Genomic DNA, 16,180 nt, shown 5'->3' on the forward strand with positions numbered 1-16,180 from the left:
GAACCAGTCCTAACAGGAACCATTTATGATAAGGGTCCCCGACGTCGGACAAGATTATTATGACAGGAAGCGCAAAGAAAGTGACCCCAATTCCAATCGACACGATGAACCATGCCAAAAGGAAATAGTAGATAATCTTCTCTCTCTTCTTCACTCAATGCCTCTCACAGGGAGCAAGAACCCAAGCGTATGAGAATGTTTTGGCGTGAACGTGTCGTACATCTTTTCGAAGTCTGTCGTTTATCCGTTGCCGGCAAAGGGGCGCGCGAATACCGGCCCACGCATATCTTTACTAATGCACCTACGCCGCCCCGACGATAGGGTTCTCAGCAGCTACTTGTAACGTAAGAACGCCCCGATCCCCCCCAAGGCCTCGAGGTCCGGATCCCGCGCCACGAATTCGAGTTGCGCTCCCCGTTGAGCGGCCTCCTTTATCGTCTTTTCCATCGCATCCATCTCGGAAACGGGCCTCTCACAGCTAGGGCACGTCGACCGATCACCCAATCCAAAGACCTTGCAGCGTTCGCATTTCCAGCCCCTGAGTTTCAACCCGCTTCTCACCAGTAGGACTTCGACCTTACCCGCCCGAACGGCCTTTGTCACTTCCTCCCAACCATGGGCCACAAGACCGTCCTTCAGGATTTCCGCGAGGAGGGCTTCCACATGGGCTCGGTCCTGGCGCCGTTCCTCTACAGCTGCCAGGCTCACGAAACGCCGGCGAATCTCTCCCTCAGGCACGTTCAGGTCAAGGTCCACAACCTCCGTGACCTTTCTTCGGATGTCCGGGGGCAAGGAGTCCAGGAACTGCAGCTTCGCAGTGCCCGGGCCCGCCAAGAATATCTGATCCGCAGGCTCGACCCGGAGGAGTTCCCGCAGGTCCCCCAAGACCTCCTGGTGAAAGATCCGAATCGCCTGACTTCGGAGACGCTGAAACCGCATTTGGGACATGCCACCCTTCTTGTGCTTTCCCAGCAGGTCCACCCCCTTCTTCTTTCGGGCCGTCACCCGGTCCGACGAGACCGCGAAGAGCCGCGCATTCTCGCTATCCAGGATGACCACTGCGATGGACTCCCAATCATCGCGAAGGCGTGCCAGGGGGCGAATGAAGGGAGACGTGTCCAGCACCAGTAGGTTCTTCAGGGGAACCGAGAGCCTGAAGGCCTCGAAGTATTCCTCCTTGGCGCACGAAAAGAGGACCAGCCCCTTCTGTTTTGGCTCAGGCGGGTTATCGGCCAAGTGGGCCCGCACCGAAGCCAGGTTTCTGTCGAAGTTTTCCAGAAGGCCCGGCTTCCCGGCCAGGGCCTCTCGGCAGGCTGTCTCTCGCATCCGCAAAAAGCGATTCACGCGGTTCTTCAGAAGGCGAGAACGGGACTTGGCAGCCCGCGCTGTACGCTTCCCGCCGGTTCCGCGTGTTAGGTCGATGTAGACGCTGAGGTACGTATCCTGTGATTCACGGTCGTAATGGGCGGAGAGGGCAACCAGGTCGATTCTCTTCAATCGATGTAGCAAGGCGGATCATCACGCTGGGCGTCTGACAACCCCACCCGTATATGAATCTTCTTGGCCCCTAAGCACCCGCCAACGATTATATACTTTTCAACCGTTTTCGACCCAATGAACCTCCGTCCTCTTGCCAGGAAGTACGCGCTCCAGAACGCCGTCCTCTATGACGGGCGCGCGGACGAGAAGGCGGTCATTGGCAAGATCATGGCGGAGGAGCCAGACCTCAGGTCCCGCTCGGCAGAGGTCATCGATGTCGTTCGCGAGACGGTCGAGGAGGTCAATTCCCTCCCGCCTGAGAAGCAAAGGGAAGAGCTCGCCGAGATCGACCCCTCTCTGCTGAAGAAAGAGAAAAAGGAGAAGGTGACCGAGCTCCCGGACCTGCCGAACGTCGAGGACGGCGTCGTCATGCGCCTGGCGCCCTACCCCTCGGGTGCGCTACACATCGGCCACACGCGGATGGCTCTCCTCAACGACGAGTACGTGAAGAAGTACGACGGCAAGCTCCTGCTGGTCTTCGACGACACGATAGGCTCCGAGGAGAAGGTCCCCGTCGCCGAGGCCTACGACCTCATCAGGGAGGGCCTGGACTGGCTGGGCGTGGACTGTCACGAGGTCATCTACAAGTCGGACAGGATGCACATCTTCTACGAGTGGGGGGAGAAGCTAATCAAGGGCGGTCACGCCTACGTCTGCGAGTGCCCCGCCGAGGTCCTGAGGGCGCTCCGCGAGAAGGGAGAGGAGTGCGAGCACCGCAATTCGCCGGTCGCCGACAACGTGGAGAAGTGGTTCAGGATGCTCGACGGCTACTACGGCGAGGGCGAGGCAGTGGTCCGCCTGAAGACGGACATGAAGCATCCCAACCCGGCCTTCCGGGACCGCGTCCTCTTCAGGATTCGCAATAGAGTGCACCCCAGGACCGGTGACAGGTTCAAGGTGTGGCCCCTGCTGGAGTTCTCCTGGGCGATCGACGATCACCTCCTCGGAGTCACACACATACTGCGCGGGAAGGACCTCATCATCGAGGACGAGATGGAGAAGTACCTGTGGGACATCTTCGGCCTCCCGCACAGGGAGTTCGTCCACTACGGCATGCTGCGCCTGAAGGAGATGAAGCTGAGCAAGAGCAAGATGAGCCGCGAGATAGAGCGGGGCGTCTACTCAGGAGTGCACGACCCGCGGACATGGACGCTCCAGTCGCTGATGAGAAGGGGGATCGACCCGCAGGCCGTGCGGAACTTCACCCTCGGCTTCGGCGTCAGCCTCACGGACGCGGAGGTGGCGGCGGACAATCTGTACGCGGAGAACCGCAAGCTGATAGACGGGCGGGCGAACAGGTACTTCTTCGTGCCCGATCCCGTGGAGGTACATCTCGTGGGCAAGCCCGACGATCTGGAGGTGGTCCACGCGCCTCTTCACCCCGACGTCGAGGAAAGGGGCACGCGCTCCCTTGACGTCTCGCGGGGCGTGGTATTCGTGGCCAAGGAGGACTTCGACGCCCATGCCGGCAAGGAGGTCAGGCTGAAGGACTTCTGCAACGTGATTCTAGGTGAGCAGGCCGAGTTCACGTCGCTCGAAGTGAAGGACATCCCCAAGATCCAATGGTCGGATGCGGAGGTTCCGGTGATGGTCGTAATGCCGGACGGGAGCGTGCTCGAGGGCTTTGGCGAGTCAGGCCTTGAGGGTGTCAGCTCGGGCGACGTGATCCAGTTCGAGCGGATTGGCTTCGCTAGGATCGAGAAAGGTGTAGGCGGGATTACCGCCTACTTTGCACATCGATAGTTTTCCAGCCGCTACTGGACCATCTCGGTCTCGCCGCAGGAGGGGCACATGACCTCCAGCGGTCTCTTCGACGTCGTGAGCTCGATAGGCGCACCGCAAGCCTTGCAGTTGATTAGCATCGGGCTCGCACTCGCCTCTTCCACAGGAGCGGGTTCCGGCTCGGGCTCTGGTGTAGGCTCCTTTGCTGGCGGTGCCGCGGGCTTTGGCGACCTTCCCCGCCTGAACACGAGAACGAACAGTATGATCACGAGTATGAGCAGTATCAGGGATATCATTGGCATGTCGGCGAGCTTGGCCCATTCGAAGGGGTTCAGTCCCGACCTGACGTATATGGTCTCGACCGCGGTGGCTGTGCCCCCATCGCTCACGCCGAACATCTGGTGTCCCTCGTCAATGCCGTCGGGTATCTTGTACTTCAGCGTTCCCTTGGCGTTCGTCGTCTGCTTGTTGTACATCGGCCCGTTAATCAGTCCGTACTCTATGTTGAACGTCCCTGGAAGTGTGGAGTCGCCCCTGGCCTTGATCTCGTAGGTTATCGTCATCGTGTCCCCTGGCGAGTAGGCCTCCTTGTCGAACTCGAAGCTCATGAAGAAGCCCGCCAGCAGTCGGGACAGGTCCGAACCTCCCACGACGTAGCCCTCATCGATGGCAGTGACTCTGAACCTGTACGAGTCTGCTGGTATGGCCGGTATTTCGAATTGGAAGTCTTCGGTTCCCGCGGGACCAGACTCAATCGGCAGTCCTGCGGCCTCGATAGTGTAGAAGAACTCAGGGCTCGTCATCACGTTGGTGACGAGCTCGAAGGAGACCGTTATCGTGTCTCCCGCTTCATACTCCTTCTTGTCCGCATCGACCAGAAGGTGTCCGTACACGACTTGCACGGCGTCAGAATCCCAATCCTCGTATCCTTCGGTGTTCTTCGCGTCGACTCGGAAGTACAGATTGCCCGAGAGGTCATCCGGAATCACCCACTGCAGTTCGTTGTCGGGCTGTATCGTCCAATAGATCAGGTCTCCTGCCCACCAGCCGTCGCGAATCCAGAAGCGATATGAGATGTCGGCGGTCGTCGTGCCGCTCGTCTGAACCCTGGCCGTGGCGGTTATCGTCTCGCCCGTCAGGTATATGTTCTTGTCGAACTTGAGGGTCACTTCCAGGTCTCCGATCGCTTCCACTTCCACTGTGAACAGCACGATATCGGAAACCGTTACGTCTTCCAGTCGAACCTCGGCCTCCACTTCGAACTCGGTCTCATCAGCTATGTTCGTATCGAGCGTGAAGATGTGAGTCACGGTCCCATCGGTCTTCGTCAGCAGATCGTCCGCTCCGTATGAGGCGACCACGTCACCGTCTTCCCTAACGATGATGTCCACCTCGGCACCCGCTACTCGCTCCCCATTGATATCGACCGACACGTCCACCCGCACAGATTCTCCGGGGGCGTAGACTGCCGGCGGAGCCTTGTCCAAGTTGACATTGACGTCCAAGGTCACAACCTCGAAGTTATCAGCCAGGGGAATCGTGTGATCGGGTGTGGCGGAATCCGTATCATTTAGCCAGAAGTAGACAGTGAACCATCCCGGGGAGGTTCCCGTCCCGAGGTCGAACGAGAACGTGCCCACGGCATCGCCCGGGTCGTTTATCGTTATGTCATTACTGGCAATCTCGGTATCCGTTGCAACCTCTATGGCGATCCAATCGATGTTTCCGTCCGTCACAGGACCGTGGTCCATTATGTACCAGCACATGTAGTGGGTCGTCACCCTCTCTCCGCCGATGTAGTTGTCCCTCTCGACCTCCATGTCAGCATCGAAGAGGACCACCCAATATATGTAGTCCAACAACCAGTAGTGCTGTGTTTGGTCTTCGTTCCAGACCTCGATTACATAAGCTTCTATGCCTGCAGCGGATCCGGGGATCTCGTAGCTGAGTACGATCTCCTCACTGCTCGGGACCGTTCTGTCATTCCACTCCCTCTTCTGGACTGGAGTTCCCGACGGATCGTAGAACAACAGTATGTCATAGACGTCGTCCTCCACACCCTCGATGTGTATGCTGATCGTCTCATCGGGGACGAACTGCGTGTTGCTGTGCGTGAAAGGGCTCTCCTCTATCCAGAGGGCAGTCGGCTGCGCCATGGCCCCAGGGCTCCATGCACAGAAAGCCATGCTCACCAATACAAATACCAATAGGGCAACAATACCTTTCTTCATTTTACACCCTCACTGTCGATTTTCAAGTGATTTCCCATATCCCTTCTGCCCTTCTCAGGGCTGCGACAAAATAAACCTGCACTATATAAATATTGTTGTATCAGTGCTGGGGCTTGGAGTTGAGGACCCTGAAGGCCTCATCCTTCAGCTTCATGGCCTCGGACTTGGACCCGTTGGCCAGCTTCATGTCGCTGAGCCGGAAGAGCCTGTCCGCCAGAGCCTGGCGGTCGTCCGAGTCGCGGAGCAGCACGACGCTCTTCTCCATGTAGCTCATGGCCTTGTCCGGCTTCTTCCTCGTGCTGAGTATGTTGGCCATTGTCATGTAGACGGAGCTCGTAACCTCCGGGTCCTCGAGGCCGGATGCGATCTCCAGCGACCTCTCGCAGAGCTCCGAGGCCCGCTCGGGGTCGTCGAGCTCCAGGAGCACGTTGGCGTGGTTGCACATTGCCAGGCACTCGATCCTCATCTGCCCGTCCTCATGGGCCAGGGCGACGCTCTGACCGAGCCTCTCGTCGGCATCCTCCAGCTTGTTCATCCTCATCAGGACGGTTCCCAGGTGGTTCAGGATCTCGGCCTCCTCCTTCTGGCTGCCCCGGCTCATCTCCAGGCTCTTCTCGAGGCTCTTCCGTGAGGCGAAGAGCTGGCCTTTCCGCAGCTGCGCGATCCCCAACAGCTTCAGCGTGTCCGACAGCTCCTCCTCTTTCCCCGTCCCGGAGTAGCGGCTCTGGCTCATCCTGAGCTGCTTCACCGCCTCGCCGTAGTTCCCCTTCTGGATGTTCAGCATGCCGAGCCCGCGGTAGGCGTTGGCCTCCCCGAGCGCGTTGTCCGCCTTCCTGGAGAAGTGCAGCGCCCGCTCGAAGAACTCCTCCGAGCTGGTGAAGTCCTCGACGTCCGCCGCGAGCGTCCCGATGCGGATGGCCGACTCCATCTTGTCGATCGGCCCGCCGAGCTCCCCGGCCTTCTCGTAGAGGTCCAGCGCCCGCTCGGTCCTGCCCAGGGCCTCGCTGATCCTCGCCTGTATCATCGTGAGGAGCGGGTCGTCCTCGTGGTCCTTCTGCAGCTCCTCGATGATCCCCGCGATCTCGTCGCTCAGCCCGCGGGATATGAACTCCACCGCCCTCTTCTTCACCAGCCGCAGGGCCTCCGGCCTCCTTCCCGCCCGGACGAGGTGGTAGAGCCTCTGGAAGTCCTCCTCTCTCTTGAGGTATATGTCCGCGGCGGTGCTGTGGTATCTCCTGAGCCGTTTCTTGTCCTCTCTCAGCCCCTTCAGGACGAACTCCTTGACGATCTCGTGCATCCCGAAGTTCTCGCCGTCCTCGAGCAGGATGGACCTCTCGACGAGGTCCTCGATGGTCTTCTGGCTGACGGGACCGAGGGCCTCCGGCGGGAAGCTCTCCCTGAAGACCGCGCACCTGGCCAGGACCTCTTCCTCGTCATCTGTCAGCTCGGGGACTATCGCCTCGTGCACGTACGTCAGGTGGTCCTCCCTCGCTTCCTTCGTCTCGGACAGCCTGTCCGCGGAGACGAGGAGCAGCTGCATCGGGTGCCCCTCGGTGAGAGAGTAGATGCCCTCGAACGCCTCGTCGTCAAGCGGCCCGTGGTGGCCCTCTAGGAGCTCTCTGGCGGCTTGGCTGTCCAGCCCGCCCAGGCTGAACTCCGCGACCGTTCCCTTGACGGTAATGTCCGCCCGGTTGTAGAAGGAGGGCTTCCTCCTGCTCACGGCTATGATCTTGACCGCCCAGTTCTCACTCATGTCCATCAGCGCGGACAGGAAGGACTGGACGTGCTCGGACTTGTGGCAGTCGTCGAAGACCAGCAGACCGCTCCGCAGGTCCTCCCGCAGAACGAGCGCGAGCTCCCTCGGGTCGGGCTGGAACGTCTTGGCGTACCGGAACATGCGGTCCTTCCCCTGCTCCTTCAGGAATGATGCCAGCGCCCTCATTATCGTGCTGGGCGAGTCCCACTCGTGGGTCCTGTGGAAGAAGGACGCGCCATTGTACTCGGAGGCGATTTTGGCGGCAAGCGAGGTCTTCCCGACGCCCGTGACGCCCATGAGGGAGATCAGGAGCGGTCTGCGCACGTCCGGAGTGGATCTCTTCAGCAGTCTTGAGAGATTCTCGACCTCCTTCTCCCGACCGAAGAACCTCTCTGGAAGCGGGAAGGGCCTGCTCGGCGGGAGCCGCTTGAGGAGGCTGAGGTCGACGAGGTCCGTTACGACGATCTCCTCCAGTGCCCTGGACGCGGACAGGCCGATATCCCGACGCATCCTCTCGAGGGCTTCCTTGCCACTCATCTGGACCTCGCTTCCGTCCAAGTCCTTCAGCGTGACCTCCTTCTTCAGGATGGCTTCCCTCATCTCGTTGGCAAGGTCCTTGCCCTTCTCGGTGAGGAAGTAGGACATCATCTTCTGCTTGGAGGCCGTTATCCTTCTGCGGTCTTCCTCGACGTACCCTTCCTTCACGAGCCTCTTGACCTCGAACGACACGCCGGCTCGGGTCGCACCTATTGATTTCGCAATCCCCTTCTGCGTCACTTCCGGGGGTAGGTAGTAGGAATCCTTCTCACGGCAGTATTCTCTGAGATGAAGGACTATCCTGTCCGATATCGTAGTCTTGGACAAACCTCAACCCCCTTTCAGTACTGAATGGTCTGACGCATTTTAAACCTATTCGGTAAAGGGAAATGTTCGAAGGAGCCGGAAAAACCGGGGTCGCCTACTCCTCCTCGTCCTCGTCTTCTTCATCGGGGGGCTCCTCGAGCCCGAGAAGGGCGGGCAGCCCCTCCAGGTCCGGGACCTCCAGAGCCGGCTTCGTGGGCGCAGAACCGAGCCTCTCCTTCTCCCTGTTGACCCAGATCGCCGCTATCCCGGAGTTGACCGCGCCGACGACGTCCATGTCCAGCGAATCACCGAGGTGCACGGCCTCCCTGGGCTTGACCCCCATCTTCTTGAGCGCCGCCGTGAATATCTTCTTGGCGGGCTTGTAGGATTTCGTGCTCTCGGACGTGATGACCTCGTCGAACACGAGGCCGTTGGAATCCAGGGACGCGGTCAGGAAATCATCGTCGGCGTTGGAGATGACGCACTTCGGGACCTCCTCAAGCAGGTCGAGTATCCTGTTCACCTCCGGGTAGACGTCGGCGTAGCACCATCTCTGGTGCAGGCTCTCCGTGTATGCGAGCGGGTCCGCCTTCACCTTGTGGGCCTTGAACATCTTCCCGAGGCTGATCTCGTTGGCCTCCTTCATCGTGTGGAAGTCCTTGTTGAGAACGTTCCAGAACTCCTCCGACCATTTGTCGAGGAACTCCTCTCCCTCTACCTTCAGCTCGTATTCCTTCACGATGTCGTCGGCGACTTCGAGGAGGGTGTACTTGATGTTCTCCAGGATGGTCCCGTGCGCATCGAAGAACAGAACGCTAATCTCCATGGGACCTCCCCGCGTGCTCGCACATGTCCCCGAGGGGGCATGAGGCGCACTCTGGCTTCCTCCTGCAATGGTTCTTCCCCAGTTGCACCATCAAGGCGTGGAACTCCCGATAGGTTTTCAAGTCTTTCGGTATGATTCTCTGGAAATGGAATTGTATTTCGTCGTACTCGTCGAGGTCGAACAGGCCCGATCTGTTCCCTATTCTCCTCGTATAGGCGTCGACGACGAAGTACAGCTTGTCGCTCGCATAGCACAGGATCGAGTCCGCGGTCTCGGGACCGATCCCGTCCAGGGTCAGGAGCTCCTCCCTCAGCGAGTCCCCGGGTTTCTCCAGGAAGGAATCCACGTCCCCGTAGTTGTCGCGGATGTACGAGGCCATCGCCTTCAGTCGCAAGGGCTTGGTCCTGGGGAACCCGCACGGGGCGGTGAGGGACGCGATCTGGCCCGTATCGGCCTGCGCAAGCGCATCCAGGCCCATCAATCCAGCCCCTTTGAGGTTCTCGATGGACCTCTCCACGTTCTTCCAGGCGGTCTGCTGTGTGAGGATCGCGCCAACGATGACCTCGAAGGCGGTCTCGGCGGGCCACCAGTCCTGCGGGCCGAAGTCATCCAGCAGCTTGTGATAGACTTCCATCAGCCTTTGCATTCAATGTGAATATGTCCGTGCGACTTCAATATTGCGGGTCTCGGGTTCCCGTGTACGGAAAACTTGAATACGGGGCCCGCGATAACGCTGCGGGGAGACGATTTGGAGATTGCCGCCGTCATCATGGACTGGTATGGGGTCATCGGCGACCGGGAGGAGACGTCCAAGAAGTATCGGACGGTCTACGCGTCCCTTCTGAGGTCCCGCTACGGCGGCTCCTTCGGGCGGTGGGTCAAGGCACACGACCTGGCATTCGAGTGGTACGTCACGGAGTGGCAGAGGCTGTACGAGAAGCACCGCAACGGCTCCGCGTTCGAGAAGGACCTTGAAGCGAAGACAGTGAAGATGGCGTTCAAGGAGGCCGGACTGCACATCGAGAACGGAGAGGCGTTCCGCATCTCGACCGAGCTGGAGTACGATATCGCTTCCCGGCTTGGATCCGTCTATCCCGACGTCGCCTCGTCGCTCGAGAAGATCAGTGAGATGCCGATCGACCTCTACATCGCCTCGAACGTGTCCTCGGACCATCTCAGGGGCCTTCTTGTAAGCTCGGGTCTGAAGGACACGTTCCTGAAAAGGCTGACCCCCGATGAGATGGGTGCGCGGAAGTCCGACGAAGTGTTCTGGAAGGAGGCCTTCAAGGAGTTGGGACTGCCCCCAGACGGATGTCTCGTCGTTGATGACGCCAGTGCCAGCTTGAAGCAGGCGAAGGACATGGGCGCCGCCACGGTCTGCCTGCAACGAAAGGCCCCGCACAAACCCTGCGCGATAAAAGGCTTCAAACCCGACTTCACGATCGGGTCGCTGAAAGAACTTCCGCTGATAGTCAGAAAAGGACTGGGGTCGAAGGACTAGATCCTCGCTTCGCTCTGGAGGACCTCTCTTATCTTCTTCGCGGCGCCGTCGACAGCTTGGAAGACATTATCATCGCCCTCATTGCCCATCGCGACGAGGAGTGCCTTCTTCGACAGTCCGATGGCGACGAGGGTTCCGTTCTCCGACTGCACGATGACCCGCTTGGGCGTTCCCCTGCTGAGCCCTGTGTACACGACCTCGGAGGCTCCAAGGAGCGTCGCCGAGAGGGTCGCGAACGTCTCAACGTGAACCTCGTCAGGGATGTTCCAGGCTATCGGAACGCCGCTCCTCGAGACAATGGCCGAGATATCGACATTGTGGTCGGAGCTCAGCTCGTTCAGAATACTTTTGAGGTCATCAACCGTTGACAATCAATCACCCAGCGTCCTGAAGGAGAAATTCGTGTGAATATATAAGAATGATGTTGTCCTTCTCAGGACCGATACTGTTCTCGCGAGGGGTCGGAAGAACGCCGAGACAAACTATAATTACGTTGTTCAGGATAGGCTCCTTATGCCCATGAAGAAGGGTGCTAGGGTCGCCATCGAGAGCGCCCTGAGCATCCAGAGGGGAGAGTCCGTTCTCATCGTCACGGACACCGGAAAGGAGAAGATAGCCGAGGCACTCTTCGACGGCGTCGCCGAGGTGGGTGCCGAACCCGTGATCGTGAAGATGCTCCCGCGAAAGAGGCACGGCGAGGAACCGCCCAAGGCCATCGCCAACATGATGCTGGACGCACACGTCGTAATCGGCGTCACGACATTCTCGTTCTCTCACACCCAGGCCAGGAGGAACGCGTCCAGGGCCGGAGCGAGAATAGCCACCATGCCGGGCATCACGGAGGACATGATGAGCGACGGCGCCATGCTCGCCGACTACCGCGAGGTCGAGAGAACCATGCGGAGGCTCTACAGGAAGCTGAGGGGTGCGAAGAGGATCGAGATCTTCTCCGATATCGGTACGGACATCACCCTGAGGACCGCGAGGAGGGACTGGATCACGGACGACACGGGCATCTGTCACAAGAAGGGGGCATTCACGAACCTTCCGGCGGGGGAGCTCTTCATCGCTCCCGTCGAGGGAAGCGCGGAGGGAAAGCTGGTCGTGGACGGGGCCTTCCACGACGTGCTCAAGAATCCCGCGACGATATGGGTCAAGGAGGGGATCGCGACCCGGATAACCGGGGCGAAGTCCGCGGTGGCGGAGATGAACAAGGGTGGAAGGGACGGCAGGCTGGTCTGCGAGTTCGGGATGGGGCTGAACCCGAGGGCGAGGCTGATAGGCAACTTCCTGGAGGACGACAAGGTGCTGGGGACGGCGCACGTCGCCTTCGGGGACAACAGCACGTTCGGCGGCAGGATAAAGTGCGGTGTGCATGTGGACGCCATCATGCGAAAGCCGAGGGTGATAATCGACAACAGGCTTGTCCTCGAGGACGGCGAGCTGAAGATCTAGAGGACGATGTCCAGGTCCGCACCGCAGGAGGCGCACTTATCCCCGTCGAGGTTCGTCTCTCCGATGCTGAACCCCCACCTCTCTATCAGCATGGCACTGCATTCGGGGCAGTACGTGTTCTCCCGCGGGTCGTGCGGTATGTTTCCCACGTAGACGTACTTCAGGCCCTCCGACCGGGCTATCTCGAAGGACTCGTCCAGCGTATCCATCGGGGTCCTCTTCCTGTCCTTCATCTTGTAGTCCGGATGGAACCTTGAGAGGTGCACGGGCGTCCTCTCCCCGAGGTTCTCGACGACCCACCGGCAGAACTCCCTCGTCTCCTCGGGGCTGTCATTCTCGTCCGGCACGATGAGCTTGGTGAGCTCGAGGTGAATCCCGAGCTCCTTCGCCAGGATGCACGTGTCGAGCACGGGCTGGAGCCTACCCTTGCAGAGCTTCCTGTAGAATTCCTCCGTGAACGCCTTGATGTCCACGTTCATGGCGTCCAGGTACTCCGCTAGCTCCCTGAGCGGGTCCTCGTTGATGTACCCGTTGGTGACGTAGACGGAGTAAAGCCCGGCCTCCTTCACCAGCTTGCTCGCGTCGTACGCGAACTCGTGCCATATGGTCGGCTCGTTGTAGGTCCACGCGACGCCGCTGGACCCGTACCTCTCGACGAGCGGGAGGACGTCCTCGGGAGCGATGTCCCTCATGGGGATCGTCCCGTACTTCACCTGCGATATCGTGTAGTTCTGGCAGAAGGTGCACTTCATGTTGCACCCGACCGTTCCGAAGGAGAGAGCGCTCGTCCCCGGGTGGAAGTGATAGAGGGGCTTCTTCTCTATCGGGTCGTTGGCAACGGAGGATGCCTTCCCGTAGATGAGCGTGAAGAGCTTCCCGCCCTTGTTCTCCCGGACCCTGCAGAGGCCCAGCTTGCCGTTGCTTATCTTGCAGGAAACAGGGCACAGGAGGCACTGGACCTTCGAGTCCCCCAGGTCCTTCCAGAACCTCGCTTCTCTCACTGCGTCATTCGATTTATGAAGCAAACCTCCGTGCCGGATGCCCTTCACCAGCGAATAATACGGAAGGTCAGTATTTAAAGGATTTGCGGGCCGCCAGCGAGAGGTGTTCCCAGCCCCTGTTGGGGAGCGGACGCTTCTCCCCGCCAATCTCGAGGACGTTCTCCCCGGACTCGACGACCTCGCCCATCCGCCAGAGACCTGAACCCGCCCGCTCAAGCGTCTGCCGCACGTCCTCCAGGCCGTCCTTTCTGACGGTGAAGACGAGCTCGTAGTCCCCGCCGAAGTAGAGGACGAGGTCCTCCTGCGGGATGTCTGGGAACGCGGTCAGGTCCTGCGACTTGGGTATCTCTTCGTATGCGATCTTGAAGTGCGAGCCTCCGAGCTCGGTCATCTGGTGGAGGGAAGAAGCGAGCCCGTCGGAGATGTCCATGCACGCGGTCACAGAACCCGCCGAGGAGAGGGCCATGCCCTCCCCCACCCTTGGGCGGGGAGCGAGGAGAGCGGATATGGAATCATCCAGGTTCAGTCCCCTCTTCAGGGCGAAGTAGCCGCACGCCGCCCGCCCCAGAGGGCCTGTCACACAGACCTGATCGCCGACCCGCGAGCCGCTCCTGAGGAGTATGTCCTCCTTCGGGACCGTCCCTATCGCCGTTCCCGAGAGCGTGAACTCCTCACTCTCCTTGGTGTCCCCGCCAAGGATCTCCGTTCCGTACTCGGAGCAGCACTTCTCCATGCCGAGGACGCACTTCTCAAGGTCCTCGTATTCCATCTCCCTGGGCAGCCCGAGGGCGACGAGAAATCCGAGCGGTTCCCCGCCCATCGCGGCGATATCGCTGAGATTGATGGCGGTGACGTACCACCCCGTCTGGAACGGGGTCATCGGCTCCGGGATGTGGGTCTTCCTCACCATCAGGTCCGTCGTGACGAGCAGGTACGAATCGCCAAGCGGGATGGCAGCAGTGTCGTCCCCCAGTCCTATGCCCCGTTCGGCCTCACCGAGGAGGTCCTTGATGCGCCGAATGATCTCCCTCTCTCCCAGATCCTCGAGCTTGGCGGGCATCCTGTGATTAATGGGTCGCTACGATAAAAAGGTGTTCGGTTCCTCGAGCGGGATTGCTGACCCGAAAAAAGTTTAAATGTCGCAATCGGTATGCGAAGCCCAAGCGGGTGTAGTGTAGCCTGGTATCACTTGAGCTTGCCAAGCTCATAACCCGGGTTCAAATCCCGGCGCCCGCATCGATTCGAGGTCCGCTCGGTGTCTCAGAAATCCTCTCTGATGACATCCAGCGCATCACTGCCGAACAGCTTCACGAGCATGGGCACTTCGAGACAGTGTTCTCTCAAGAGCTCGGGGTCCGTCAGCACATCCGCCGTCTTGCCGTCCGCAACGACCCTGCCGTTGTCCAGGAGTATGGCCCTGTCGCATATCCCGAGGAGCATCTCGATGTCATGCGAGGCGATCAGTTTCGTCGCTCGGAGCCCCTTCAACATCTCGATCATCCTCCTCCTCGCCAGCGGGTCCAGGTTGGACGTCGGCTCGTCGAGCAGGATGATCTCGGGCCCCATCGAGAGGACCGTCGCGACGGACACCTTCTTCTTCTCTCCGAGGCTCAAGTGGTGCGGGCATCTGTCCTCGTAGCCGTTCAGACCGACCTCCGTCAACGCCCATCTCACCCTCTCGCGGACCTGCTCCTCTGGAAGGCCCATGTTGATCGGGCCGAAGGCGATGTCATCGAAGACGGTCGACATGAAGAGCTGGTCCTCCGGGTCCTGGAACACCAGCCCGACGCGCTTTCTGATGCTCCCGACGTTCCTCCTCTCCAGCGGCATCCCCAGGATCTCGATGGACCCGTCCTGCTTGCTCAAGATGCCATTCAGGTGCAGCAGCAGAGTGGACTTGCCCGCGCCGTTCGGTCCGACCAGAGCCACGCTGTCGCCGTTGGATATATCGAAGGAGACATCTTCCAGGGCGCTCGTTCCGTCCGAGTACCTGTAGCTCAGGTTCCTAACCACGACCGGGTTGCCGTTGTTCTTCATTCAGGTCCCTCCCACGTAGATCGAGCTCGTGAAGGCGGCCACGTGTAGCAGGACCGCCACGGCGACTATCGAGACGGCCTTCGCCCAGTCCTTCGAGTTGATCTCGAACTCCCTCAGCGTCTCCATCGTGCCGTTGTATCCCCTGGAGACCATCGCGTCGAATATCCGTCCGCCCCTCTCGTAGCTGCGCACGAGCAACATGCCGATGGCGTTGCCCAGGTTCTTCAAGCCGAGGACGCTCGTCCTTCTCCCGTAACCGCGGGATTCGATGGACCTCAGCGTTCTCTGGATCTCGTTCAGCAGCACGAATATGTAGCGGTACGTCAACGTGATCATCTGCACGAGCCTGTTGGGCATGTGGAGCTTCTCGAGGGCCTTGATGAAGTTGACGAACTTCATCGTCGCCAGCATCGGAAAGATCAGCAGGACGACCGAGAAGGCCTTGAGGGAAATCACAAGGGCCTGCAGGAGGCCCTCCTTCGTGAACGTCAGAACGCCCACGCTGAAAAGGGCCGTCCCGCTGACGGAGAACGGCAGGACGATCACGACCGCGAGGACGAAGAGGGCCACCCATTTCAGGCGCCCAATGACGAACAGCAGCGGGATCCTCGAGACGAGGACCAGAGCAACGGCCAGGAGGAGCCCGGCAACCAGTATCCTGATGTCGTTGAGCAGCACTATCGAGAACATGAGGACGAGCACGGACACGAACTTGGCCCTGGGGTCAAAGCTGTGGAACGGGGACTCCAGGTATGCGTATTCGTCGATATCGAAATGGCTCATGCTTCCTCATCCGCTCCTTCTTTCTTCCTCAATCTCCACGTCGCGTAGAAACTGGCTATCCCCGCCAGCCCGAGGAGGTATCCAAGGCCCGCGATCGCCGCTTGATAGGACGGCACCTCATCATCTGAGCTTCCGACCCCGGTGCCCAAGGTCACCTCGGCCTTGTGACCGGTCTGCTCCACCTCGATGACCAGATACTCCACGTCCACGTTCTTCACCTCAAAGGTGAACCTTCCGTCGTCGTCCGTCTTGTTGGTCAGGTAGACGTCCCCGTTCGGCAGGTACACGGTCACGTCGCCGTTCCTCACCGGTGTGCCGTCTCCGTAGTAGGCCTCTATCTCGACCTCCTGCGACGTCACGTCCACGTAGATCCTGTGGGCGCTCACCGTTCCCGCTACGCTGGCAACGAGAAGCACGGTCAAAATGCTGGCACACGCGAATACACGTCGCATTCTCATTCTCTCACTCCCGCGAGCATCTCAGGTT

The 16,180-nt window shown here is 59.8% G+C and carries 14 protein-coding genes and 1 tRNA gene; 4 read left to right on the top strand and 11 right to left on the bottom strand.

Annotated elements, in window-relative coordinates; all coding sequences use genetic code 11:
* Window positions 1-333: 333 nt before the first annotated feature.
* Window positions 334-1,326, bottom strand: a complete 993-nt coding sequence (locus LN415_07955; GenBank protein MCJ2557019.1) for a hypothetical protein — start codon at window positions 1,324-1,326, stop codon at window positions 334-336.
* 288 nt (window positions 1,327-1,614) lie between these two features.
* Between LN415_07955 and LN415_07960 the strand changes: the two genes are divergently transcribed.
* Window positions 1,615-3,282 (top strand): glutamate--tRNA ligase, encoded by a 1,668-nt coding sequence (locus tag LN415_07960; protein MCJ2557020.1) that lies wholly within the window; start codon window positions 1,615-1,617, stop codon window positions 3,280-3,282.
* An 11-nt stretch (window positions 3,283-3,293) separates the two neighbouring features.
* Here the strand turns inward: LN415_07960 and LN415_07965 are convergent, their stop codons facing one another.
* From LN415_07965 to LN415_07980, 4 genes are all read right to left on the bottom strand, one after another.
* The gene (locus LN415_07965) at window positions 3,294-5,447 is read right to left on the bottom strand and encodes a hypothetical protein (GenBank protein ID MCJ2557021.1); all 2,154 of its coding nucleotides are present in this window, start codon (window positions 5,445-5,447) and stop codon (window positions 3,294-3,296) included.
* Window positions 5,448-5,592: 145 nt separating this feature from the next.
* Window positions 5,593-8,112, bottom strand: coding sequence for a hypothetical protein (locus tag LN415_07970; GenBank protein MCJ2557022.1), 2,520 nt, complete (start codon window positions 8,110-8,112; stop codon window positions 5,593-5,595).
* Between the two features lie 94 nt (window positions 8,113-8,206).
* Window positions 8,207-8,917 carry an HAD family hydrolase gene (locus tag LN415_07975; GenBank protein ID MCJ2557023.1) on the bottom strand — a complete coding sequence of 237 codons (711 nt, stop codon included), beginning with the start codon at window positions 8,915-8,917 and terminating at the stop codon, window positions 8,207-8,209.
* Entirely contained in the window at window positions 8,907-9,551 is a 645-nt protein-coding gene (locus LN415_07980) for an endonuclease III domain-containing protein (GenBank protein MCJ2557024.1), read from the bottom strand. Before LN415_07980 ends, LN415_07975 begins: the two co-directional genes overlap by 11 nt.
* Window positions 9,552-9,665: 114 nt before the next feature.
* Here LN415_07980 and LN415_07985 point away from each other — a divergent pair, with 114 nt between their 5' ends.
* Window positions 9,666-10,418: an HAD family hydrolase gene (locus LN415_07985; GenBank protein MCJ2557025.1), complete on the top strand. Its 753-nt coding sequence runs from the start codon at window positions 9,666-9,668 to the stop codon at window positions 10,416-10,418.
* On the opposite strand, the gene LN415_07990 is transcribed toward LN415_07985, so the two are convergent.
* A complete protein-coding gene (locus LN415_07990) occupies window positions 10,415-10,789 on the bottom strand; it encodes a roadblock/LC7 domain-containing protein (protein ID MCJ2557026.1) in 375 nt (124 codons plus the stop codon). The genes LN415_07985 and LN415_07990 overlap by 4 nt on opposite strands.
* A gap of 142 nt (window positions 10,790-10,931) precedes the next feature.
* Here LN415_07990 and LN415_07995 point away from each other — a divergent pair, with 142 nt between their 5' ends.
* Complete coding sequence (locus tag LN415_07995; GenBank protein ID MCJ2557027.1) at window positions 10,932-11,873, top strand: aminopeptidase; 942 nt, start codon at window positions 10,932-10,934, stop codon at window positions 11,871-11,873.
* Here the strand turns inward: LN415_07995 and amrS are convergent.
* Together amrS and thiL are read right to left on the bottom strand one after the other, a co-directional pair.
* Window positions 11,870-12,874: an AmmeMemoRadiSam system radical SAM enzyme gene (gene amrS / locus LN415_08000; protein MCJ2557028.1), complete on the bottom strand. Its 1,005-nt coding sequence runs from the start codon at window positions 12,872-12,874 to the stop codon at window positions 11,870-11,872. The two genes, LN415_07995 and amrS, sit on opposite strands and share 4 nt — an antisense overlap.
* Window positions 12,875-12,941: 67 nt before the next feature.
* A complete protein-coding gene (gene thiL / locus LN415_08005; protein ID MCJ2557029.1) occupies window positions 12,942-13,934 on the bottom strand; it encodes a thiamine-phosphate kinase in 993 nt (330 codons plus the stop codon).
* A 103-nt stretch (window positions 13,935-14,037) separates the two neighbouring features.
* Between thiL and LN415_08010 the strand changes: the two genes are divergently transcribed.
* Window positions 14,038-14,110: transfer RNA gene (locus LN415_08010), tRNA-Gly, on the top strand.
* 24 nt (window positions 14,111-14,134) lie between these two features.
* On the opposite strand, the gene LN415_08015 is transcribed toward LN415_08010, so the two are convergent.
* From LN415_08015 to LN415_08025, 3 genes are read right to left on the bottom strand one after another with little or no spacing between them, the layout of a single operon-like run.
* On the bottom strand, window positions 14,135-14,911 hold the full coding sequence (locus LN415_08015) for an energy-coupling factor ABC transporter ATP-binding protein (GenBank protein MCJ2557030.1): 777 nt from the start codon (window positions 14,909-14,911) through the stop codon (window positions 14,135-14,137).
* Window positions 14,912-15,694, bottom strand: a complete 783-nt coding sequence (cbiQ, locus tag LN415_08020) for a cobalt ECF transporter T component CbiQ (GenBank protein MCJ2557031.1) — start codon at window positions 15,692-15,694, stop codon at window positions 14,912-14,914. It abuts the gene before it with no gap.
* On the bottom strand, window positions 15,691-16,152 hold the full coding sequence (locus LN415_08025; GenBank protein ID MCJ2557032.1) for a hypothetical protein: 462 nt from the start codon (window positions 16,150-16,152) through the stop codon (window positions 15,691-15,693). Before LN415_08025 ends, cbiQ begins: the two co-directional genes overlap by 4 nt.
* Between the last annotated feature and the right edge of the window lie 28 nt (window positions 16,153-16,180).

The sequence above is a fragment of the Candidatus Thermoplasmatota archaeon genome, assembly GCA_022848865.1.
Classification (GTDB): domain Archaea; phylum Thermoplasmatota; class Thermoplasmata; order RBG-16-68-12; family JAGMCJ01; genus JAGMCJ01.

Coding starts and splice junctions, on each gene's coding strand:
- thiL (MCJ2557029.1), bottom strand. CDS start 13,934: ATGCCCGCCAAGCTCGAGGATCTGGGAGAGAGGGAGATCATTCGGCGC.
- LN415_07975 (MCJ2557023.1), bottom strand. CDS start 8,917: ATGGAGATTAGCGTTCTGTTCTTCGATGCGCACGGGACCATCCTGGAG.
- LN415_07995 (MCJ2557027.1), top strand. CDS start 10,932: ATGCCCATGAAGAAGGGTGCTAGGGTCGCCATCGAGAGCGCCCTGAGC.
- LN415_07955 (MCJ2557019.1), bottom strand. CDS start 1,326: ATGCGAGAGACAGCCTGCCGAGAGGCCCTGGCCGGGAAGCCGGGCCTT.
- LN415_07960 (MCJ2557020.1), top strand. CDS start 1,615: ATGAACCTCCGTCCTCTTGCCAGGAAGTACGCGCTCCAGAACGCCGTC.
- LN415_08025 (MCJ2557032.1), bottom strand. CDS start 16,152: ATGAGAATGCGACGTGTATTCGCGTGTGCCAGCATTTTGACCGTGCTT.
- LN415_07965 (MCJ2557021.1), bottom strand. CDS start 5,447: ATGGCTTTCTGTGCATGGAGCCCTGGGGCCATGGCGCAGCCGACTGCC.
- LN415_08015 (MCJ2557030.1), bottom strand. CDS start 14,911: ATGAAGAACAACGGCAACCCGGTCGTGGTTAGGAACCTGAGCTACAGG.
- LN415_07980 (MCJ2557024.1), bottom strand. CDS start 9,551: ATGGAAGTCTATCACAAGCTGCTGGATGACTTCGGCCCGCAGGACTGG.
- cbiQ (MCJ2557031.1), bottom strand. CDS start 15,694: ATGAGCCATTTCGATATCGACGAATACGCATACCTGGAGTCCCCGTTC.